General features: G+C 64.3%; 20 protein-coding genes and 2 pseudogenes. 11 read left to right on the forward strand and 11 right to left on the reverse strand.

Annotation, left to right across the window (positions count from 1 at the left end; translation table 11 throughout):
- Window positions 1-30: 30 nt before the first annotated feature.
- The 3 genes and pseudogenes from P3H15_RS36425 (at window position 31) to P3H15_RS36435 (ending at window position 3,698) form a co-directional block, all read left to right on the forward strand.
- Window positions 31-1,038, forward strand: coding sequence for an AraC family transcriptional regulator (locus P3H15_RS36425; RefSeq protein WP_276141687.1), 1,008 nt, complete (start codon window positions 31-33; stop codon window positions 1,036-1,038).
- Window positions 1,039-1,175: 137 nt separating this feature from the next.
- Window positions 1,176-2,231, forward strand: coding sequence for a hypothetical protein (locus tag P3H15_RS36430; protein ID WP_276141688.1), 1,056 nt, complete (start codon window positions 1,176-1,178; stop codon window positions 2,229-2,231).
- Between the two features lie 107 nt (window positions 2,232-2,338).
- Window positions 2,339-3,698: pseudogene (locus tag P3H15_RS36435) on the forward strand (IS701 family transposase).
- Between the two features lie 685 nt (window positions 3,699-4,383).
- Here the strand turns inward: P3H15_RS36435 and P3H15_RS36440 are convergent.
- Window positions 4,384-4,866, reverse strand: a complete 483-nt coding sequence (locus P3H15_RS36440; RefSeq protein ID WP_276141689.1) for a hypothetical protein — start codon at window positions 4,864-4,866, stop codon at window positions 4,384-4,386.
- A 302-nt stretch (window positions 4,867-5,168) separates the two neighbouring features.
- Between P3H15_RS36440 and P3H15_RS36445 the strand changes: the two genes are divergently transcribed.
- The 3 genes from P3H15_RS36445 to P3H15_RS36455 all read left to right on the forward strand — a co-directional run bounded on the left by P3H15_RS36445 (window position 5,169) and on the right by P3H15_RS36455 (window position 7,536).
- Window positions 5,169-5,312 carry a hypothetical protein gene (locus tag P3H15_RS36445; RefSeq protein WP_276141690.1) on the forward strand — a complete coding sequence of 48 codons (144 nt, stop codon included), beginning with the start codon at window positions 5,169-5,171 and terminating at the stop codon, window positions 5,310-5,312.
- Window positions 5,313-5,583: 271 nt separating this feature from the next.
- Window positions 5,584-6,360, forward strand: coding sequence for an enoyl-CoA hydratase (locus P3H15_RS36450; protein WP_276141692.1), 777 nt, complete (start codon window positions 5,584-5,586; stop codon window positions 6,358-6,360).
- 291 nt (window positions 6,361-6,651) lie between these two features.
- A complete protein-coding gene (locus tag P3H15_RS36455; protein WP_276141694.1) occupies window positions 6,652-7,536 on the forward strand; it encodes a phytanoyl-CoA dioxygenase family protein in 885 nt (294 codons plus the stop codon).
- A gap of 182 nt (window positions 7,537-7,718) precedes the next feature.
- Here P3H15_RS36455 and P3H15_RS36460 read toward each other — a convergent pair whose 3' ends face one another.
- The 8 genes from P3H15_RS36460 to P3H15_RS36495 form a co-directional block, all read right to left on the reverse strand.
- On the reverse strand, window positions 7,719-8,243 hold the full coding sequence (locus tag P3H15_RS36460; protein WP_276141695.1) for a hypothetical protein: 525 nt from the start codon (window positions 8,241-8,243) through the stop codon (window positions 7,719-7,721).
- A gap of 55 nt (window positions 8,244-8,298) precedes the next feature.
- Window positions 8,299-8,946 carry a hypothetical protein gene (locus P3H15_RS36465; protein ID WP_276141696.1) on the reverse strand — a complete coding sequence of 216 codons (648 nt, stop codon included), beginning with the start codon at window positions 8,944-8,946 and terminating at the stop codon, window positions 8,299-8,301.
- Window positions 8,946-9,650 (reverse strand): hypothetical protein, encoded by a 705-nt coding sequence (locus P3H15_RS36470; protein WP_276141697.1) that lies wholly within the window; start codon window positions 9,648-9,650, stop codon window positions 8,946-8,948. Before P3H15_RS36470 ends, P3H15_RS36465 begins: the two co-directional genes overlap by 1 nt.
- A 52-nt stretch (window positions 9,651-9,702) precedes the next feature.
- The gene (locus P3H15_RS36475; protein ID WP_276141698.1) at window positions 9,703-10,236 is read right to left on the reverse strand and encodes a hypothetical protein; all 534 of its coding nucleotides are present in this window, start codon (window positions 10,234-10,236) and stop codon (window positions 9,703-9,705) included.
- A gap of 10 nt (window positions 10,237-10,246) precedes the next feature.
- Window positions 10,247-10,894, reverse strand: a complete 648-nt coding sequence (locus tag P3H15_RS36480; RefSeq protein WP_276141699.1) for a hypothetical protein — start codon at window positions 10,892-10,894, stop codon at window positions 10,247-10,249.
- Window positions 10,891-11,346 carry a hypothetical protein gene (locus tag P3H15_RS36485; RefSeq protein WP_095860350.1) on the reverse strand — a complete coding sequence of 152 codons (456 nt, stop codon included), beginning with the start codon at window positions 11,344-11,346 and terminating at the stop codon, window positions 10,891-10,893. Before P3H15_RS36485 ends, P3H15_RS36480 begins: the two co-directional genes overlap by 4 nt.
- Before the next feature lie 105 nt (window positions 11,347-11,451).
- Window positions 11,452-11,865, reverse strand: coding sequence for a hypothetical protein (locus P3H15_RS36490; RefSeq protein WP_276141700.1), 414 nt, complete (start codon window positions 11,863-11,865; stop codon window positions 11,452-11,454).
- 704 nt (window positions 11,866-12,569) lie between these two features.
- Window positions 12,570-12,752, reverse strand: a complete 183-nt coding sequence (locus tag P3H15_RS36495; RefSeq protein ID WP_276141701.1) for a hypothetical protein — start codon at window positions 12,750-12,752, stop codon at window positions 12,570-12,572.
- Window positions 12,753-12,792: 40 nt separating this feature from the next.
- Here P3H15_RS36495 and P3H15_RS36500 point away from each other — a divergent pair, with 40 nt between their 5' ends.
- Window positions 12,793-13,953, forward strand: a complete 1,161-nt coding sequence (locus P3H15_RS36500) for a globin domain-containing protein (protein WP_276141702.1) — start codon at window positions 12,793-12,795, stop codon at window positions 13,951-13,953.
- A gap of 471 nt (window positions 13,954-14,424) precedes the next feature.
- On the opposite strand, the gene P3H15_RS36505 is transcribed toward P3H15_RS36500, so the two are convergent.
- The gene (locus P3H15_RS36505) at window positions 14,425-15,054 is read right to left on the reverse strand and encodes a pyridoxamine 5'-phosphate oxidase family protein (RefSeq protein ID WP_276141703.1); all 630 of its coding nucleotides are present in this window, start codon (window positions 15,052-15,054) and stop codon (window positions 14,425-14,427) included.
- Window positions 15,055-15,714: 660 nt separating this feature from the next.
- Between P3H15_RS36505 and P3H15_RS36510 the strand changes: the two genes are divergently transcribed.
- The gene (locus P3H15_RS36510; RefSeq protein WP_276141704.1) at window positions 15,715-16,437 is read left to right on the forward strand and encodes a type 1 glutamine amidotransferase domain-containing protein; all 723 of its coding nucleotides are present in this window, start codon (window positions 15,715-15,717) and stop codon (window positions 16,435-16,437) included.
- A gap of 680 nt (window positions 16,438-17,117) precedes the next feature.
- Here the strand turns inward: P3H15_RS36510 and P3H15_RS36515 are convergent.
- The gene (locus P3H15_RS36515; protein ID WP_276141705.1) at window positions 17,118-17,267 is read right to left on the reverse strand and encodes a hypothetical protein; all 150 of its coding nucleotides are present in this window, start codon (window positions 17,265-17,267) and stop codon (window positions 17,118-17,120) included.
- Between the two features lie 97 nt (window positions 17,268-17,364).
- Between P3H15_RS36515 and P3H15_RS36520 the strand changes: the two are divergent.
- The 3 genes and pseudogenes from P3H15_RS36520 (at window position 17,365) to P3H15_RS36530 (ending at window position 19,637) form a co-directional block, all read left to right on the forward strand.
- Window positions 17,365-17,866 (forward strand): annotated as a pseudogene (locus P3H15_RS36520) (N-formylglutamate amidohydrolase).
- Window positions 17,867-18,498: 632 nt separating this feature from the next.
- Window positions 18,499-19,026, forward strand: a complete 528-nt coding sequence (locus P3H15_RS36525) for a winged helix-turn-helix domain-containing protein (RefSeq protein WP_257890503.1) — start codon at window positions 18,499-18,501, stop codon at window positions 19,024-19,026.
- A 44-nt stretch (window positions 19,027-19,070) separates the two neighbouring features.
- Window positions 19,071-19,637, forward strand: a complete 567-nt coding sequence (locus P3H15_RS36530; protein WP_276141706.1) for a transposase — start codon at window positions 19,071-19,073, stop codon at window positions 19,635-19,637.
- Window positions 19,638-20,260: the final 623 nt, after the last annotated feature.

Genomic DNA, 20,260 nt, shown 5'->3' on the forward strand with positions numbered 1-20,260 from the left:
CACCTACCGCTTCGGACGAAAGGCGCAGTCGTGGACAGCGTGACTCAGACGATGCCGATGGAGGAACTGCTCGTCGAACTGAACTGCTGGGCGGACGGGGCCGGGGCCCGGGAGGTGCGGCCCGGGCTGACCGTCTGCCGGTTCGACGCGCCGGGACCCTATCTGTGGGAGCCGGCCCAGGGCATCACCTTCGGGCTCGTCGCCCAGGGTCGTCTGGCCGTGGAAGTCGATCGCACCACACACCGTTGCGACCCCCTCCAGGGGGTTGTCTTCACGGACCGTCTGTGCCCGGCGGTGGAAGTGCTCGCCGCGTCCGCCGACAGTCCCTTCCTCGCACTGTTTCTGCAGATCGATTCGGCGATCATCCGCCGCATCTCGACAGATGTCCTGGTCAGTGATGCATCGGCCGCGCCGATCACCCCCCGCGGCCGAATCAGTGACAATCAGTGCAGCGGCACCTTCGCTGTGGGCGTACGGCTGCTCCACTCCGTTCTCCGGCTTCTTCGCGCACTCGATGGCGAACTGGACGAGAGAGTGCTCGCACCGATCTGTTTGCAGGAGATCGTGTATCGCCTGCTGCAGATCGGCTGCTGCCGGGATCCGCTGGAGGTGGCCTCACGCGAGTCCGACACCGACCCCAGCCGGGCGGCGATCGCGTACATCAGGTCTCACCTCACCGAATCGATCACCGTCAGCGACATCGCGCGGGAGGTTCAGCTCAGCGAGTCGGCCTTTGCGCACACATTCCGGACGACGATCGGCGTGAGTCCCTACCAGTTCCTCAAATCCGAGCGACTCGACGCTGCTCGGCGCATACTGCTCACCGGGTCCGGCCTCAAGGTCAGCGAAGTTGCCCGCGCCGTGGGTTATTCGAGCTCGTCTCACTTCATCACAGAGTTCAAGCGACGGTACGCGGTCACACCCCGCGAGTACGCGAACGGGGGGTACTCCTGCACTGCGCTGGAGGTGGTCGACCGTCACGACGGCGCCGCCGCCGCCAGAACAGCAGAAATACTGCACTTCCCCGCAGGCAACTGATACGCGAAATCCGGCGGATGCCGTACCGTCGAAGTACGCCGCTACGCATCTCATCTGACGCAATCTGTGCGGCACTGAATCCGCACACTACCGGACTTAAAAGGGTTGCTGCGGAGCAGAACTCAAAGAACGGGAAAATGATGATGCCAGCGAAGAAGTTCACTCTGGGGGTGATAGCCGCACTGGGTTTGCTGCTGTTCCTTTTCCCCCTCGTCACCAGCATGCTGCCCAAGACCGAAGGCGTGGAAGAGCTCACGGGAAGCTTGCGTACCAGTTTCGAACCGGCAGCACTCGCGCAGACGCGCACCGACATGGACACGATCCAGGCGATGGCCGATCAACTCCAAACCGAGACACTGCCCGCCCTCCCCAATGCGCTGGCGATGACGCCCGAACAGTTTCAGAGTTACATGGGCGAGAACTTTCCACAGGTCACCAGCGGTATCAGTCAGCTCGACACGATCCTGCCCAAGTTCCAGGCGCTGGTGACCGGGCTGGAGACGCAGGCACCGAACTTCCGTAGCGCCGATCAGATACCGACGAACTTTCTGCCCAGCACGACGGTGCCGTTTCTGTTCTACGTTCCAGGGGCGGTCCTGTTCCTGGTAGCCGGCGGAGCGTTGATCGTCCGGGGTGACCAGCGGCGGACATCGCTTGCGCATGCAGCGCTGCTCACAGCCACAGCTGTCGGCGCGGTCTTCATCATTGCTCCTCTCCTGCTATCCGTTCCGCAGAAAGCTCATGCGACCGACGAGCTCACGGGAGCGTTCGCGACGGTCTTCACCGCCGAGGGCGCGGCTGCCGTGCGCGCCGACATGAACGTCATTCAAGATATGTCCGACCAACTGCAAGAGCAGACACTCCCAGCGCTCGCGGCAGCGTTGAAGATGGACCCGGCTCAGTTCCAGAACTTCATGGCGCAGAGTTTCCCCGACGTGGCCACCGGCGTCGGAGCGCTCGACACCGTGCTCCCCCGCTTCCAGGGACTCGTCGGTGGGATCGAAAGCAACGTCGGGAGCTTCCAATTGGCGGCCAGTATTCCCACCTCCCACACGGCGACGACTGCCCTGACTCTGTGGTTCCTCGTTCCGGGTGCCGTGCTGGTGGTCGTGGGGGTACTCGGGCTGGCTGTGCGTGAGCCAGGTCGTACGCCCCAGCCGAGGCCCCGCGAAAGGACGCTCGCCGTCTCCTGAGAGGAGGTGAGATCGGTTAGCGGGGGTGGGGGTGGGTGCTCTAGTAGTACTTTGTTACCTCGGCGTGTCGGCTCGAGTTTCGATTCGAATCTCGAGAGGATCCGGGCATGGATGCAGCCGCTCTCGCCCGTGTCGGGGAACAGTTGGATACGTTTGTCGGTGAAGTGTTCTCGTCGCTGGCGCGCAAGGATCAACGGGAGAAGGCGGGACTGTATGCGCGGGGGCTGATGCTCGACGGCCGGCGGAAGTCGATGCAGCCGATGGCGCAGCGGCTGCGGGTCGATCATCAACGGTTGCAGCAGTTCGTGACCACCTCGCCGTGGGATGTGGTGCCGGTCCGGAAAACGCTGTCCCGCCGGGCGTGTGATCTGGTCGCTCCGGATGCGTGGGTCATCGACGACACCGGGTTCACCAAGGACGGCGATTCCTCGCCGGGCGTGGCCCGGCAGTACTCGGGCACCCTCGGCAAGGTCGGCAACTGCCAGATCGCGGTCAGTGTGCACGCCGCCTCCGACGCCGCGTCGGCACCGTTGGACTGGCGGCTGTTCCTGCCCGAGAGCTGGGACGATCGCTCGACCACCGATCCCGACGCGGTCGCGGCGATCACCGCTCGCCGGCAGCGGTCCGCGATCCCCGACACCGAGCATCACCGCCCCAAGTGGGAAATGGCGATCGAGATGATCGACGAGCTGATCGAGAGGGGCCGCACCCCACCGGTGGCGGTCGCGGACGCCGGCTACGGCGACGCCACTGCCTTCCGGCTCGCGCTGACCGAGCGCGGCATCGACCACGTCGTCGCCGTCAAGGGCTCGACCAGCGCCCATCCCGGCGACGCCATCCCGCAGACCGCGGCCTACACCGGCCGCGGGCGCCCGCCGACACCCCGCTACGGCCCGCACACGACCTGCAAGGACCTCGTCCTCGCCGCCGGGCGTAAAGCCCTGCGCACCGTGACCTGGCGGCAGGGAACCAAAACCAGCCCGAACAACCCCACCGCGGCGATGCGCTCGCGGTTCGCCGCCATGCGAATCCGCCCGGCGAACCGCGACATCCCCCGCGCCGAGGACGGCACCCTGCCCGCGGTCTGGTTGCTCGCCGAATGGCCCACCGGAGCCGACGAGCCGACCGACTACTGGCTCGCCACGCTCCCCGAGGACACCCCGCTGCCCGAACTGGTGCGCCTGGCGAAGATCCGCTGGCGCGTCGAGCACGACTACCGGGAACTGAAAACCGGTCTCGGGCTGGATCATTTCGAGGGCCGTTCCTGGCTGGGCTGGCACCACCACGCCACCCTGGTCACCGCCGCCCACTTGTTCATCACAACCCTCCGGCTGGCCGACCCAAAAGCGACTGGGCAGGACTGACGCTCTACGGCATCGTGCGCGAACTCCAACGCGCACTTGCTCGTTGGATCGGTACCTGCCCACTCTGCCACCACACCTTCCCGACCTAACAAAGTACTACTAGGCACTCACCCCCATTCCATGTGCTGGCGCGATAGTCCGTGCGCTGACCGCCCGGCCCTCGGCATGGGGCCCAGGGCCGGGCGGGCCGATCCGGCGCCTGACGCACCGAGGAAGACGACTTCGCAGGGTCTGGGAATCGAGATGCCGAACGCTCGCCGTGCTCATCGATTCACCGGAGCTCCGGCGGTCCGATCGCGCGGAAGGCTCGTCCGCTGCTGCGGGTGGCCCGGGGCCGGGCTGCGTGTGCGCCGCCGCCTGTGAGTGTGTGCGTCCCTCATGTGCAGTCCCCCGAGACGACGCCCGTCGCCATCGGCCCTGCCGGCTTCCCGGGGGCCATCGCTGCGGGACCATCCGCGCGGCGGGATCTGCGGCCGATTACTTTTGGCGTATGGGCTATATGTGCTCCTGCGCCTGCTGTACCGCCAACTCCGACTTGGTCATTCCTGCTCCCACCACAGTGGGTCGTCCTCTGGGTCGTCCTCGAACAGGGGCAAGCCTCCGAAGGCGGCCCCGCTGAGGGTGAGGATCGCGGTGAAGAACTTCTCGAGGAATGGCAACGAAGTCTGCTTTCTGCCCCGAATGGGACCAGGTGTGTCGGTTGCTGCACGTATGCGCCTGCGCGCGTGCCGCCGCCGTGATGTCTCTGTAGTCATGCCCCGTGCGCCCTTGCGGGTGCGAACAGGCGGTTACGCCGCGTGATTGGCCGGTGCCAGCACCGGCACCAGAACCGAGTGAACCCCGGTCACACTGAGCATCTGCCGGATCGGGCCGCCCTGGCACAACTGGGAAGCCAGCATTCGTTCGCGGCACCGCACGGGATTCGCCGTTCTCGGATCGATCGGGATCCCGATCAGTATTTCCGCTGAGCTTGTGCTCCGGCTCGCATCGACCAGTAGCGATTCCTCGTCGACCGCCCGGATGGGCACGTCGCGTCGGCCGCGAACCGAGCCGATGATCACGACGACGTAGTCGTTGCCGCCATGGGTGAAGGTAATCAGTCGGCAGTGGCGCCCGGCAAGCACGAGCCTGATGTCGAGGCCGCGCTGTGGCAGATCGCCCGCCACATCACCATGCACCTGCCGCAATCGCGACGCCGTCGAGGCTCGATGACCCGCCCCGATGACGGTTCGCCGTGAGGTCCAGCTGAAAAATTCGTCCGTCGCGTCCATTGGTCGCGCCTCTTCTGTACATCCGATCGTGTCTGCCGGGCCTGCCACCCGATCCCAACATTGTGTTGTGGATCACATAATCATAGAAGTGAAAAGATCGCTAGTCAATTATTTCCTGGATAGACTTTCTTAGTCGTGAAAGGTCTTTCTCTGCGGGCCGATACTAGCCGAGCAGGACTGGCCAGCACAGCAATCGGGACGCCCGGCCGGTCGGATGCAGTACCGGACCATGCCAATCAGACTCCGGGGCGTCATGGCGGATTCGGGTCCGGACCAGTCTGACGGGTCATGAGGTGTACGAAATGAAAAGACACTCGGAGTTGGTGGCGCCAGGCGCCGGCGGGGACGAGCCGGGATCACACTGTCGACTGTGGGATCTGCTCCTCTGGTCGGTGATCGCGATCGCCGCAGCGGTAGGGGTTGCAGCGGTGCTCACCGCCCAATGATCCGACCACACCGGAGCTTCCCGTCGCACGCCGCGGAACCTTCCAGTTCCTCTGCCCGCAGTCCGCCGCGACCGGCCTCCCGGCACGCGATCACCCGCCCAGCCGCCGCTACACAAGATTCGTCAAGCCCGGCCCGGGCACACGCGGGTGCGCTCTGCCCACTTCTCGAACGACACCCATCACTGGTAACGCGGCTTCGTACCGCGATGACCTCGCCATCCTCACAAACTCGACACAGGCCACCATCACGGTGGCACCGAAAGGGACAGCAGTGAACGAATTCGACACGATCCTCCTCGAACGTCAAGGCCGGGTGGGCACGGTCACACTGAACCGGACCACGGCGCTCAACGCCCTCAACACAGCGATGCTCGCGGACATCACCGCTGCACTCGACGACCTGGAGAACGACCCCGGAATCGGCGCCATAGTCCTGACCGGCTCGGAGCGGGCTTTCGCGGCCGGCGCCGACATCAAGGAGATGCGGCCCCGCACCTACATCGATGTCTTCGCCAGCGACTTTCTCGCAGGTTGGGAACGGTTGGCGACCGTACGCAAGCCGACCATCGCTGCCGTCGCCGGTCACGCGCTCGGCGGCGGCTGCGAGGTGGCCATGATGTGCGACCTCGTCATCGCGGCTGACACCGCGAGATTCGGCCAGCCCGAGATCACCTTGGGCGTGATCCCCGGTCTCGGCGGCTCGCAGCGCCTTACCCGGGCTATCGGCAAGGCCAAGGCCATGGACCTACTCCTGACCGGACGCACGATGGACGCGGCGGAGGCCGAACGCGCCGGACTGGTCAGTCGGATCGTTCCCGCCGATCAACTCCTCGACGAGGCGCAGAGTATCGCCGAGGCGGTCGCATCGATGTCGCTACCCGTCGCGATGCTGGCGAAGGAAGCAGTCAATCGTTCCTTCGAGACCACGCTCGGCGAGGGTCTGCGGTACGAACGGAGGGCTTTCCACTCGACGTTCGGCCTTCACGATCAGAAGGAAGGCATGTCCGCGTTCATCGAGAAGCGCGCGCCGACCTTCACCCACCGTTGAGTGCCGGGCGGGCCCCGCCCGCCCGACTGGTCATCTCGCCGTGGCCGGTCCCTCTCCCCGATCCCGCCACCAGGTCCGCGGCGTGCCCTGCGGGCACACAAGGATTCTGCTGACTCGTTGCAGATTCCCCGATGATCACGCGGACTGCCGCCGCCACCTGCTCGGCCTCTGTGTAATCAGAACCACAGGACCGTTCCGGTAGGCACCGCTACGCAACCCACTGCCCGCCGGAGACGACGGTGATCACGACGACCGCCGCGCTGCCGCAGTCACCACTGCAAAGGAAGGCCAATGACCACCAACGAGCACATCGACCACCCCACCGAGGGCCTGCTCCGCGAGATCACCGACGAGGAGCGGGCGGATTTCGCGACCAATGGAGTGACCCGGCTCGACGCCGTGATCCCTCCGTCGTGGATCGACTACCTCCGGGGCGCGGTGGATCGGCTGATGACGGACGTTCACGCCACCTCTCAGAACTACACGTCCCCGGGGCAGCCTCGCTTCTTCTCCCAGGCCTTTCCGCGCTTCGTCGACTCGACTTTCGACGCGTGGGCTCTGCGGGGGCCGACCAAGGACATCGCCCGCCAGATCCATCCTGCAGTGAGGTCACTGCGGTTCTTCTACGACCAGGTGTTCGCGCAGGAGCCCGGGGCAGCCCAGGGTGCGCCCTTCCACCAGGACTACGCCTACCTGCCGATCGACGGCGAGCAGTACTTCCGCATCTGGGTCCCTCTCGACACCGTCACGACCGACAACGGCGCTGTTCACTACCTGAAAGGCTCACACCTCGGCCCCGTCTACCGGCCCCGCAGTTTCAGCGGCAATCCTGAGGTTGCTGCCGTCTACCGACGTTCGCCCTACCCCGAACCACCCGATTTCTCCGCCGACTACGACCGTCACGAATGGTTCATCGGTGACGCCGAGCCAGGCGATGCGCTCTTGCACCATCCCAAGACCGTCCACGGATCGCCCGCCAACCATTCCCGTCGGCCCCGCCGCGCCGTCACCACCATCTTCGCCGGCGACCAAGTCGTCTGGGATCCGAGGCCCGGCACCAGCTTCGACCATATTGCCGACATCGGCGGGTTCTCTGTCCCTGCGATGACCCCCGGCTCCCCCATCAGCGGCGACCTGTTCCCCGTTGTGTGGCACAACCCCTCTCGCCAGGACTGAGAGGCGGCGTCACCAGCCGTGTCCCACGAAGCGTGGCTGATCACGCCCCCGACGTGATCAGCCACCCCCGACCCACATGCGGACCGAGGCATCAAACCCGGATCCGCACGGCCCCCGGATACTCCGGCTCTCGTGTGCCCGGAGTATCCGAGGTCGTCTCGCTCACCTGTATCGGTGTCGTGTCAGTTTCCGATGACCGGCAGGATCAGCGCGATCCGCAGTTTCTGGTCGATCGTTTGTCCGAGCGCGAGTGATTGGTCCAGCAGGGGGGCCAGTGCTTGGACTTTCGCGTCCGCCTCCGCGAGGGTGTGCACGATCTGCTCCGCGGGAACGGCGGCGGCGTTGGCCTGATCGGTTGCCGATGCACCTGCGTCGATGATCCCGCCCAATGGGGCGTCCGCGGACTTCAGGGCGTCTCCGAGCGCCTGGAGTTGGGTGCCAAGGTCGCCGAGGGTCTGATCCGCGCGGGTGAGGGAGTTGAGCACCCCGACCACTTCCGGCAGGCCCTGGTTGATGGCGGCGTTCGCCGGAGGCAATTCCTTCGCCCCGGATAGTGCGTCGTTGGTGGTCTTGTCCACGGTCTTCGCTTGATTGACACCGTCTTTGAAGATGTCATTGGTGATGCTCAAATCCCGTGTGACGATCAAAATTCCGCACAAGAGTGCGATGGTGAATGCCAGGGCAATCGCCCAGGAGAGCCGAAACATGGTGTGTGTTCTGCCTTTCACTCGTTCCGTGGTCAATCTCTGACCCGTCCGAGCGTTACGGGTTCGGGGTGGTCGCGACGCCGAGCGGAGGGAGGTTCAGGGAATTGACCGGGGGGCCGATCACCGCGAGCAGGGGCCCGAGTTCCTGGACGTGCCGGGCTTCTTCCTCGACGTTCGCCAGGGTCGCGGCGATGGCGGTGGCCTTGGGTCCGAGCGTTCCCAGGGTGCCTTCGATCGTGGTCAGTCCCGTGTTGATCGCCTCGAGTTGCGTGGTGACCGAGCCGACCGCCGTCGACAGTCCCGCCACCGTCGGGCTCGCTTGGTTGGCGCGGTCGGTCACGTTCGCAACCAGGCCCGGCAGGGGCCCCGCGATCGTGCTGACGTCGCCGGTGGAGGAATTGAGTGTCTTGGATTGTCCCGTCAGCTCTCCGGCCTTGGTGGTCAGGCCTTCCAAATCGTGTGCCAGCGGGTCCAACGCCTGAATGTCTCCGGCGAGCTGGGCATGTTTGGGGACGAGGATCGAGGTCAGTGTGTCGAACTGGCCGGCGGAATCGATGACCTCGAGACTCAGCTGCGACGGTCGCCCCAGCGGGTCGATGACGTCGTCGAGTCCGGGAAGGAACCCGTTGACGGCGCAGAGCAGCACCGCGGGCGCGAGCCCCAGCCCGAGCACCACCCCGAGCCATGCCTTCTTGGTGATCATCAGTTCCCTCCCGGTGCCGGAATGAATGCTCCCTGTTCGGGAATCAGCGCGAGTTTGTTCGTCGTCCGCGTCAGCTCCGCGTTGAGCGCGTTCACCAGGTCGATCGCCGTGGTGAGCTCGTTGTTCACGCCGGTGACGGTGGTGTTCGCGTCCGCCGAGATTTGATGCAGCGACGCGGCGGAGCCCTGCAGCGTGGTGGCGACGGTCTCGAGCTGCCCGGCGATCGCGGTGTCCCCCTGACCGGCGGCGAGCAACGCCCGTGCGTCCGGCAGCAGCGCGGCCAGGTGATCGACGTCGGCGGCGGTCGCGGTATTGAGCTGAGCCAACACCCCCGCCAATTCGTCGAGTTGCTTGTGCGCGGTGGCCGGGGCGGTGAGATCTGCCCGTTGGGCGAAGTAGTCGTTGGTCAGCCGGAAGTTGTCCACGATCGTGCGCGCGCTGTCCTGCACGAGCTGACCCTTGTGGATGGCCGCCAACACCAGCCCGAACAGGACCACCGCCAAGACCGCGGCGAGGCGGCCCATCCATTCGGTGGCTACGGCGAACCCGCTGGAACTCGGTGTTGCTGCGCTCGGAATGTCCAGTCGGTGAGGCAGTACGCCCTTTCGGTACGGCAGCGCCGATGCGGGGATGTCGAGTCGCTGAAGTCCGGCCAAGCCTCGGCGCGGGTACGCCTCGTCCGGTAAGTCGGTGCCCTGCTGCATGTCACGTCCAGTCGAGAGTAGGTACAGATCGGTGGGAGGAGCGAAGTGGAGCTCAGCCCGGGAGCGGAAGCATCTGGTTGATGGTCTGCGCGGCCGCCACCGAACCTTGCAGGTCGCTGACCAGTCCCTGAACGATGGCCAACAATTGGCGGCCCTGGTCGCCGAACGCTTCCGCCGAGTCCACGAGCGGGAGCACGGTGTTCTGGACCTCGCCGAGGATGCCCTGGATGTTGGTCAGCTGATCGTTCGTCAACTGCGCCCCGTCGGTGCTGCTGGCAAGCATCTGCGCTGCCGGGGCGATCGCCTCATCGAGTTTGGTCAGCAGCGGCCCGAGCGCGGCGGTCGCATCGAGTGCGGTCTGCGCGGTGTGGGTCAGTTCGGTCAATTGCGCGAGTTGCTTGGTCAGTCGGTCGTTGACATCGACGATCCCTTGGGAGGCGGTGATGCTCGTCTCGTTGGCGCGCTGCTGGTTGTCGAGTCGGGTGTTCAGGTTGAACACGACAAAGGCGAGCAGGCCGAGGACCCCCACCGCGACGATCGACAGAACCATCCGGGCCGGCCCGCCGCGGCGTCCGAAAAAAATCAAGGTACTTCTCCTACTTTCCAGACAGATCGTTGGCGGATTCTTCCGCCGACAGACGGGTCCTGTGGACCTTCTCGGCCGTTGACCGTGCGTCGGTGAGGATGGCGTCCAGGGTGGCGCGGTTGTCGGTCAGGGCCGCGGTGGCGCCGTCAACCGGCACCTGCAGTGAGCTGATGTGCGCGGTCAACGTATCCAGCGAGGCAACGAGATCGGTCACGTTCGCGCCGGCGAGGTCGAGTGTCTTCTGCACGTCGCCGGTGATCTGCCCGGTGAGGGTGTTCAGTTCCGCCGTCACGGCCGCATCGGTGCTCAGGACGCTCGCCAGGGATGCCTTCATCTTGTCGAGCGCATCGAACGCGGCCAGCGTGACCTTCTCGTGCTCGACGATCTGATCCAGTGCGGGGTTGTAGTTGCCGGCGGACACCACCGCTTGATCGAGCCGGTAGGGCGTGGCCGTCAGGTCGTAGATCCGCGGATACAGGTACAACGCTCCCACCGGAATCAGCGCGAGAACCAGGAGCACCCGCGCCACATTCGTTGTGGTCGAGGCGCGCCGCGGCGGATCGACGAAGCCACCCGGTGGGGTCTCCTCGGCATATCCGATCGGCACGGTGGCCTCGGTATCGAGGGTGTGCCGGCTCCGGCCCGAAATCGCCGTCATGACTCGACCACCGAGACCAGCGCAATGGTGCGCAATGCCGTCAGCGTGTGTGTGAGAAGACCCTTCACCACGAGCTTGTGCGTGAGGATCCCGCCGAGCACCGTCATCCCCCGGTTGGTGAAAAAGCCCACCGGAATCAAACCGCCGGCCTTCATCGGCAGCTGTGACACGTCGAGGATCTGATCCACGCTGGCACTGATGGTGACACTCGGTCGACCCACGATGTCGTTGTAGACAATTGCCTCGTCGGTGCCGAACACGATCGTGCAGGCACTGTCGGTGTCGGTGCTGTAGATCGACACCGGCCGGGAGATCTTGCGTGCGAACTTGACTCGGGACGGGAAGTTCTCGACGTTCTGCCCGATCAGCATCCCGACGATGCTGGCGACGCCGTTCGCGTCGTCCCCATCGTAGAGAGAGACCGGGTATGCCTCGGATTCAACAGTAGTCATCGATCATGGCCTTTCACAGCAGGGGTCAGCGATATGTCATATCGGCCCCTGCGCGGGACTCGCCTGGAGAACACGCAAGTCCCACACGGGCCGTTGGTTAGTGGGTCACACGTCCCAGTCCGTGGGCACCTGTCCCCACGACAGCAGGAAATTGTTGAAGGCTCCAGCGTTCTCGATGGCTGCCGACATCGGGCCCTTGGCGAATTTGACCTTTCCGGCCAGCAGCAGTTTTCCGCCCTCGGCGTCACCCTCGGCCGCGCGCTGCCACGTCTCGAGGGTCCCGTTGATCTTCAACCACAGGTCGCTCTCGTCGAACTTGCGGATCGTCCAGGAGATGATCTTGGCCTTCTCCCACTCGATATGACAGGCCACATCGTCCTTACCGATAGTGCCGAACTCCATGCGGTTGGTAAACGAATCGGGGTCCTTGAATCCCTTGTACACCTCGGCGTTCGCATTGACAGCCTCTTGCGCCAGTTCGCACCACTCCTGCGAGAAAAACTTCAGCTTGTCGGTCATCGGTTCGACTCCTGTTCGGTCAATCTGTCTCAAATAGTTTGTGCAGATGCACATTTCACCGGATTGGGGGAGCTTCGGCGCTGGCGTACAGCACGCCACGACATTGCCGAGTGATACCGCTCACATCCGGAATTACCGTAGGCATTGATTTTTCACTCGTCAATTACTGATTTCTGTCGGCTTTTGCGGCATGAAAGATCTTTGGCGCGCGCCTCACTCGGTGTCGGCACCGGCCTATCCGCAGGTGGGAAACGCATTCGCGCCTGTCCATCCGTCATCAGCCACCGAAAAATCGCCGCGCTTCCGCACCGATTCGAGTGCAAGCCAGGTGCCTGACTCGCCCTCATGCAGCGCCGTGACACATGCGACGGTCCGCAGCCTGCCCTATACCCGAGCAGCCGATCATCGCTATTTGGTAGTGGGATCCTGCTGATTTGTTTCGTATTCGAGCGTAAAACACCACCGCGGGCTCACGAACGCCTCACCAGGTGTGTAATCCGAGAGCAGCACTCGGCTGGAGGTCGGCTAGGTCCGCGAAACGGAACCCGGCAGGATCCATCCGGCCCTATCGATGAGATGAGATTGACGATGCCCTCAGTGCCGATCGCCGTCACCGGCGCTGTCTGCCGGCCGCCGGCAGACAGGACCAGACAGCGCCGCGGCTCCAGGCCTGAGTACCTCGCGCCCCCGCATCATGTCGTCAGCTACCACGGACTCGACATCTCGATCGCACGGCCCGGTGCACCAGCTTCCGCCGCCGTGGTTCCCTCGGCCCGATCGGCATAACGCTGTTTCAGCGCTTGCGCATCATCGGCCTCGCTCACCCGACACACCGCTCCCGTCACCACGATCAGCGCGGCTTCATCCGGGAGAAGTGGGATCGACATCACGCACCATTCTCAACGAAGACAAAGGGCACCGATTGTCGTGGATCCTCTGACGATTTCACTGGTCCGATCGAGTTTCAAGTCTATCGGAGCGATCCCTGACGGCGAGGACACGTTCGCACGTTCCTTCTACGCCATTCTATTTGCCACCCATCCCGAGACCCGCCAGCACTTCCCGGCAGCCATGGACCTCCAACGTGATCGGCTGATGCGGGCGATCAGGTACGTCATCGACCAACTCGAGACACCGGAATCCGTATTCCCGCTGCTGGCCCAACTCGGACGAGATCATCGCAAATACGGGGTCAAAGAGGATCACTACACCGCCGTCGGCGAGGCACTCCTCGCCGCGCTGGCCAACCTCGCCGGACCTGAACTCTGGACCGACGAGACCGATCACGCGTGGCGTCTGACGATCGCACTGATCGCCTCGATCATGACCGAGGCCGCCAACTCCGACGAGGGACCCCCGACACGTGTGGGCACGGTGATCGAGCACCGCCGAGTACTCGACGACCTCGCGATCGTGCGTCTGGAACTCGACCACACGATGACGTATGAACCGGGACAGTATGTCAGCGTGCAGGTACCCGGCCGACCCAGGATGTGGCGCTACCTGTCGTTGGCAACACCACCCACACCGGACCGGATCGTCGAGTTCCATGTCCGACGAGTCTCCGGTGGCTGGGTCAGTCCCGCGATCGTAGGAGAGTCACAGATCGGCGACACCTGGCTGATCGGATCACCACTCGGTTCTCTCGGCACGTGGCGAGATCCTCGCCGAAGCCGGCTGATGATCGCCGAAGGAACCGGAATCGCTCCTCTGCGCGCGCAGTTGATGGATACCGCGCAGCGCCGCGGCACCCCTCGGACGCATCTGTTCGTCAGCGGCACCTACCCCTGTGACCTGTACGACCTCGACATGCTGTGGGCATTGACGCAGACGCATCCGCGGCTGACCGTCATCCCGGTTACCGAGCACAGCGACGATCCGTGGTGGCACCCCGGAACGTCGCACACCTCGGGCAGAATGCACGATCCACTCACCGGCCAGATCAGCCGTGTAGTCGCCGAATACGCGGACTGGACCGATCACGACATCGAAGTCGTGGGATCACCATCGATGGTCCGCACAACCAAGTATCGATTGATGGCCGCCGGAGTCGATGCCGGCAACATCCGCCATGACCCGCTGTACTGAGGCCGACGCCGCCACAACCTTTGAGGTCCCCACGGGCGCGGATCTCACCGCTGAGACCGCGCGCTCGTGCGCGAGTCCGGAGCCGGTCTGCCCTCACGCTCGCCGTCGCCTTCTCACCCCCGACACCCCTGCTCCCGCACCCGCGGGCGCGCAGCACCCTCGCCCGGTGTGAGTGCGGCAGATCCTGCTGCACCGGACCGAGGAATCACTCACTACGAGCACGACGTACATACCCCCGTCGAACCACATCCCGCACCAGCGCCCAAGCGTGGTCGCACAGTGTCATTTCACCCGGACAGAGACGCACGCCAGCCACGGCGTCGTGGTGCAGCCGACCCTGACGCCTGGCCCCGACCACCGGTCGCGGCGGTGCCGGGTCTCTCCATGTCAACGCGGCCGGGGTGACCGGGACATCGTCCGGCCGGTGTCGGCGCACGGACCGGGCACCGCGGAGAGGCCCGGCCTGATCGGCTACATGAGTTCGTCGCCGACCGACTGAGCGTCGAGCGGCACCGTGCCTTTCGCATCGAAGTAGTCGCCGCCCTTGCGTTTCACGTCGTCCGTTCCCCAGTCCCGATGACGCGGAACGCGCGCCATTCGCGGAATGTGCTTGCGGCAGTGGATGTACGCTTCCTCGACATCGACGACCACCCAGCGCTCCGGTGTGCGCCCGTTCGACCCGCCGACGGGGAGGCCGACGATCTCGGAACGCAGGTCCTCGTCCTCCACGATCCGCGCTGAGCCGTTGACGTGCAGGCCGATCAGATCGTGTACGAAGTCCACGAGAAACAGTCCGACATGCGGGTTCTCGAGGATGTTGCCGAGGCTGGCCATCACCCCGTTGCCCCGGTACTCGGGGTAGGCGAGCGTCGTCGAGTCGATGACGTGGATAAATCCCGGGGCTCCCGCACGCAGGCTGTTGTCGCATTCGCCGGACGCGTCAGCGGTGGCAACGAAAGTCATCTCCTGACGACCGACGAACTCGATCATGGCCGGATTGAGATGGTCGAGAACCTGATCCACGTAGAATCTCGCGGCCCGTTCCGCCGTGCCATACCGTTGTTGGAGTTGTCGCTCACCCACACTGCCGATCTCGCTCATTCGGACCCCACTCTCTCACGCCGGTAATCTCGTCCGCCCGCTCCCCCGCGCTGACTTTCAGCTACATGCTCCGCGTGGGGGTCATCCGAACCAGCCGGACGGTTAGCCGTAACTCCTACCGTGGCCCGAGTCGAATTCGACGATTCGATGTGCCTGCATCAAAGTGGGACCGGAGTGAGATCACAGCAGGCTCATACTGTAGTGCCTCGAACGTGGAGGGACACCATCCAATTTGTCATCAGGTTCGTGACGCTTCAATGCCCAAGTGCGACGCCAGCGAACATGACAGCAGCAACTACCGCACCGCCTCAATGCAGGATCGCAGGCGGAGGCAGTCGCCGAGATTTCGCCGACGAGCCGTCCCCACCGTGGCCCACCGCGCTCCACAGCCCGGCGATTACACCGATGAAACCGTCGAGCGTGCGGCACTGCAGGGATATCGCATCCGCGATAGCCATGCGGTGCGCCCGGTCGGAGTAGAAGGATCCTGCTGACTCGTTGCACATTCCCTCAAAGATTTATCACTACGCTTATCTGCGTCGCCTCACCGGTGTGTAATTCACGAGAACACGGTGGACGTGGACGCTGAATCAGTCCGCCGATGGAGAGCCGACGGGCGGAATCTGCCCTTACCGAACAAATGAGCAGGTGGGATCCAGGATGTCTTCCGTATTAATCGCCTTGACCGGTGTCGACTATTGGACACTCGCAGACGGCACCAAGCACCCGTGTGGATACTGGCCGGAAGAAGTAGCGACCCCGCACCGTGTCTTCGGACAAGCCGGCCTCGAAATTACGATTGCAACACCGGGTGCAGCGTTACCCACGGCCGATCAAGCGGGCTTCAGCCCGGAGATGAACGGCGGCAGCGCCGAAGCCGGTCAGAAGATTGCGGACTATCTCGCCTCCATCGCCGACGAGCTCGACAACCCGAAGGCACTGGAGGACATCGATCCCGAAGACTTCGACTCCGTGTTCGTGCCGGGCGGCCACGGCCCGATGGAAGACCTGGCCGATTCCAAACATTTCGGGGGTATCATTCGTAGCTTCCACGATTCCGGGAAGCCTGTTGCGGCGGTATGTCACGGTCCCGCAGCCCTCCTGTCCGCACGGGTGGACGGCGGATCCTGGCTGTTCGCCGGCTACAAGATGACAGCATTCAGCAACGTCGAAGAACACCAGGTCGGCTTCGCAGACCGAGCCAAGTGGCTCCTGGAGGATCGACTGGTATCCGAGGGCGGCGTCTATGTCGCCGCTCAACAGCCATGGGGAGAATTCGTGGTCGTCGACCGGAACCTCTACACCGGCCAGAATCCAGCCTCGTCTGAAGCGCTTGCGCGTCTCTTGGTCAACGCGACCGCCGAGGGCATCGAATTCAATTGACCCCCCAGGCGTCCGACGACAGAACGTGGTCACAGAAGTCCAAAGTTCACCATCGGCTCTTCGGTGTCGCCGCCGTGGGGGATGACCCGTGGCACAGCGGAACGCACCATTTCTCGACCGAATTTCGTCGTTCGCGGTCAGAGTCTCGGATTCGTGGTGTGGCAATGCGGGTCCACTCGGGGCGCCGCTGTTGCTACGACCGAGCAGATGCAGCGGCGGTTTCTGACGTGGTCATTCGCAGCGAGTCTGCAAGGCGATTCCTTGCCCGCGGACTGGTGCGTGCCGCAATTCAGCTGGGCTGCCGCCCTGCTGATTCTGGTGCGATCGTGAGCGCTCCTTGCGTCGAATCTGCTCGCGCTGCAGGACGACGCTCGGTGCGGGATGCTAGTACAGGGGCGTAAGTGGTGCGGGCGGCGTTGCCCGCAGACTGAGACTATTTCTGACCTGACTGCGGAGCCGAATTGCATGCACCGGGCGTCCGCCGGTGATCTGAGCGATCCGTGCTGCAACCGCGACCATCCTGTCGAAGATGGAGCACAACACAATGAACGAGAAGAAGACCCCACCTACCGCAAATCCAACGGTTCGACCAAAGGAACAGCACGCGACAACGGGCGACCCTAGTGTCTCACCAGAGGACATCGCCGCCGTCGTCGAGGGACTGACCGGTCAACGCTTGATCAAGCGAACACAGCAACGAACACCGTAGACATCGCAGGAACGTGAACTCCTACGACAGCCAACGGCATGTCACCGCCGAACGGCAAGGTGTACGGGCCGGAGTCGATCACCGTGCCGTTGATGAGCGAAAGGTCGGTACCCGCCGTCACTGCAGGTCAATAGTCCAACTATTGTCGGATCGATCGTCGGCCGAATGAATCGGCGTCGACCCGCGAGCCGCGTGTCGGCGGCCCGTACCCTTGCCCCATGTCCGCTGATCCCGGCAGCATCCGCGCCGACTCCGACAAGGCGCTGCCAAACTTGGCCACCGGTGGGGTCTCGACGAATACGCACACCATCTCGACGGCGGCCCGGAACCGGAACGGACATCGAGCTGCGGATCCACACCTCCATCGCACCGTTCGAGATCGCAGCCGAGCAGTGGTGCCCCGCGGCAGCCGGGTTCACCGTCACGGCCATCGTGCACACCCCGTCGACGCAGCGACGGGCCAACCACGCTATCTGCCGCCCGCGGAGCCCGCCGAGTGGGCGCGCGATCTTCTCGACCGTCGACGGCGCGCACGGGTACTTCGTCGGCGCCGTCGACCCGGGCACCGGCGTCCATCGACGCGGGCAGCTCGTATATCGCCTCTACCTCGACACCGACCGCCGGGCGATTCCCGTTCCTCGGCAGGTGGTCACCTGCCCGCACTACCAGCTATCGGCCATCGACGGCAGAGCCGAGATCACCATTCCCACGACGGCCTGACTCCGCCAGGATGCGCGACTGATCTCCGAAGTGGTCGTGCACACGAGGCTGAAGGCCGCCTCCCGGATTAGCCTTTACGCGGTTTCGCCTCGAAAGACTGCCCGGCTTCCGGCCGCGCGGCCAGCGCGATGCTCTGTCCGCGAGCGCCCCGGCCGTCCACCGCATTCATCAGGAAGGTGCCTGTTCTCTGTGCCTCAGTGTCGTAGGCGGCGGTGACGCCGATGACGTCAACGCACCCCATCCGAACACGAACGGCGCAATCCCGGAAACCCCATGCGGAAAGTTCAGCTTCCCAAACGGATTCGAAAGGCCAAACGATCAATAGGCTTGAACCCCATGGCCCGCCGACAATCCAGGCTCGGACTGTAGTGCCACCGCGAGTGGACCGACCTTCCACCTGATGGGCCAACCCCCGGCGTGTAACCCACTGCCGCACACATTTTGTCCAGCATCGCCCAGACGGGCCGCATGCGCGCCGCGAGGAGCGCTGGCACCGTCGGACCGGCAAATGGCGTCACGTTCGTTGTAGTGCGGGGCCGCTTTCGTTGATGCTCACGCCCTGGCTACTGATATTTCGGTAATAGGGCGTGTCGATACACGTGATTCGCGCCGCGCTGCTTGATCATTGACGAGTGGCAGGAAAGAAGACCAACTCCGGCGAGAAGTCCGACACCCGGAAAGTCAAGCAGTCCGGTACTCGTCGAGATTTCGACGCATTGCGTGACCGACGCATGCGAGCCGCGGAGATGTTCGCCGCGGGCCGGCGGCAGATCGATGTCGCGGTCGAGTTGGAGATATCCCAGCAGACCGCGTCCCGTTGGCACAGGAAGTGGACAGCCGGAGGTCGCGAGGCACTCGAAGGCGCAGGTCGGGCGGGACGCCGGCCGCGTCTCGACGACGCCCAGATCGAGGTGATCCGAGAGGAATTACTCAAGGGACCCCAAGCGAATGGCTTCGCCACCGGGGTGTGGACACTGGGCCGGGTCGCGATCGTGATCGAGCGGCTCACCGGCGTGACCTACGGGCCCACCCAGACGTGGACGATCCTGCGGACCCGGCTGGGCTGGAGCCGCCAGCGACCCGCACGGCGGGCCGTCGAACGCGACGAGGACGCCATCGTCACCTGGCGGGAGAACGAGTGGCCGCGGATAAAAAAATAGCGCGGCGCCGAGGTGCATGGATCTGCTTCCAGGACGAAAGCGGCGTGTCGCTGCTGCCTGTGGTCCGAGCAACCTGGGCGCCGAAAGGCGTCACACCTGTTCTGCATCACCGATTTTCCTGGAAGCGCATGTCCATGGCCGCAGTCCTGGCCTATCGGCCCGACCGCAGCGAGAGCGCGTTCGTGTTCTCCATGGCCGCAGTCCTGGCCTATCGGCCCGACCGCAGCGAGAGCGCGTTCGTGTTCTCCATGACCGACGGCTCGTACAACACCGACAAGCTCATCGAGTTCCTCATCGAACTGCGTGCCCACTTCGCCGGGGAGCAGGTCATCGTGATCTGGGACGGACTGATGGCCCACCGGTCTGCGGCAATGAAGGCATGGCTGGCGACCCAACGCGACTGGCTCCACGTCGAACGGCTGCCTGCGTATGCACCCGAACTCAACCCGATCGAACAGGTCTGGGGCAACATGAAATCCACCGAACTGGCGAACCTGTGCCCCGATACCCTCGACGAGGTCCGTGTGGCGACCGAGTCCGGACTGACCCGGATCGGCTCGAGCTACGACCTGTGTCATGGCTTCCTCGATCACGCCGGGCTTTCCTTGTGATCTGAGCTCACTCAATTACCGAAAGATCATTAATTTAATGTCGACTGTTTCAGCGTACGAGCGGACCTCGCCGACGCTTCGTGCCGCTGTCCGCCGGGCCCGGTGATCTATCGCGGCCTGCAAGTTGACGGCCCAAACTCGATGTTCATGGTGATCCCGGCGTCGTCCCCCGGCGCGGTATGGAATCGCGCTGGACGACCATGGTGGAGTATGGAGTAATTCGGCAGAGGCAGATCGCCCTCGACCGGTTCTCTACGCGACGCGTTCCTGCACCGGTGTGTCAACGAGCGACCGCGGCGGCGGAAATTTCGTTGCGCAGTCGCCCCGATGCACGACGTCTGGATTCGTAGTCACGGTTCCGCAGCCATTGACGACTGCGACAGCCTCACCCCCGTCGATGGAAGTTCGATCCACGCCGCAGCCGAAACAGCGCACATATCGCCATCACCCACGAAGGCCGCAGCACCAATAAGTTCGGTGGGTTCGCGAAAGCCACTGACAAAGAAGGTCCTGAGCCACACTGCCGTATCCGTCACGACAGGAAAGGGTTCGGCGACAAGGCGGGGTCGTCCGCCACCATCGGAGGCAGGCTGAGCTCGTCTGCTCTCGTCTGTCCCATCGGA

The sequence above is a fragment of the Rhodococcus sp. T2V genome (genome assembly GCF_029269925.1).
In the GTDB taxonomy this organism is placed as follows: domain Bacteria; phylum Actinomycetota; class Actinomycetes; order Mycobacteriales; family Mycobacteriaceae; genus Rhodococcus_F; species Rhodococcus_F koreensis.

What these genes read in the sequence shown, in the direction of transcription:
- P3H15_RS36480 (WP_276141699.1), bottom strand. Translation starts at nt 10,894, where the DNA reads ATGACGGCGATTTCGGGCCGGAGCCGGCACACCCTCGATACCGAGGCC.
- P3H15_RS36510 (WP_276141704.1), top strand. Translation starts at nt 15,715, where the DNA reads ATGTCTTCCGTATTAATCGCCTTGACCGGTGTCGACTATTGGACACTC.
- P3H15_RS36445 (WP_276141690.1), top strand. Translation starts at nt 5,169, where the DNA reads ATGAAAAGACACTCGGAGTTGGTGGCGCCAGGCGCCGGCGGGGACGAG.
- P3H15_RS36495 (WP_276141701.1), bottom strand. Translation starts at nt 12,752, where the DNA reads ATGTCGATCCCACTTCTCCCGGATGAAGCCGCGCTGATCGTGGTGACG.
- P3H15_RS36430 (WP_276141688.1), top strand. Translation starts at nt 1,176, where the DNA reads ATGATGATGCCAGCGAAGAAGTTCACTCTGGGGGTGATAGCCGCACTG.
- P3H15_RS36505 (WP_276141703.1), bottom strand. Translation starts at nt 15,054, where the DNA reads ATGAGCGAGATCGGCAGTGTGGGTGAGCGACAACTCCAACAACGGTAT.
- P3H15_RS36440 (WP_276141689.1), bottom strand. Translation starts at nt 4,866, where the DNA reads ATGGACGCGACGGACGAATTTTTCAGCTGGACCTCACGGCGAACCGTC.
- P3H15_RS36465 (WP_276141696.1), bottom strand. Translation starts at nt 8,946, where the DNA reads ATGATCACCAAGAAGGCATGGCTCGGGGTGGTGCTCGGGCTGGGGCTC.
- P3H15_RS36470 (WP_276141697.1), bottom strand. Translation starts at nt 9,650, where the DNA reads ATGCAGCAGGGCACCGACTTACCGGACGAGGCGTACCCGCGCCGAGGC.
- P3H15_RS36460 (WP_276141695.1), bottom strand. Translation starts at nt 8,243, where the DNA reads ATGTTTCGGCTCTCCTGGGCGATTGCCCTGGCATTCACCATCGCACTC.
- P3H15_RS36455 (WP_276141694.1), top strand. Translation starts at nt 6,652, where the DNA reads ATGACCACCAACGAGCACATCGACCACCCCACCGAGGGCCTGCTCCGC.
- P3H15_RS36485 (WP_095860350.1), bottom strand. Translation starts at nt 11,346, where the DNA reads ATGACTACTGTTGAATCCGAGGCATACCCGGTCTCTCTCTACGATGGG.
- P3H15_RS36490 (WP_276141700.1), bottom strand. Translation starts at nt 11,865, where the DNA reads ATGACCGACAAGCTGAAGTTTTTCTCGCAGGAGTGGTGCGAACTGGCG.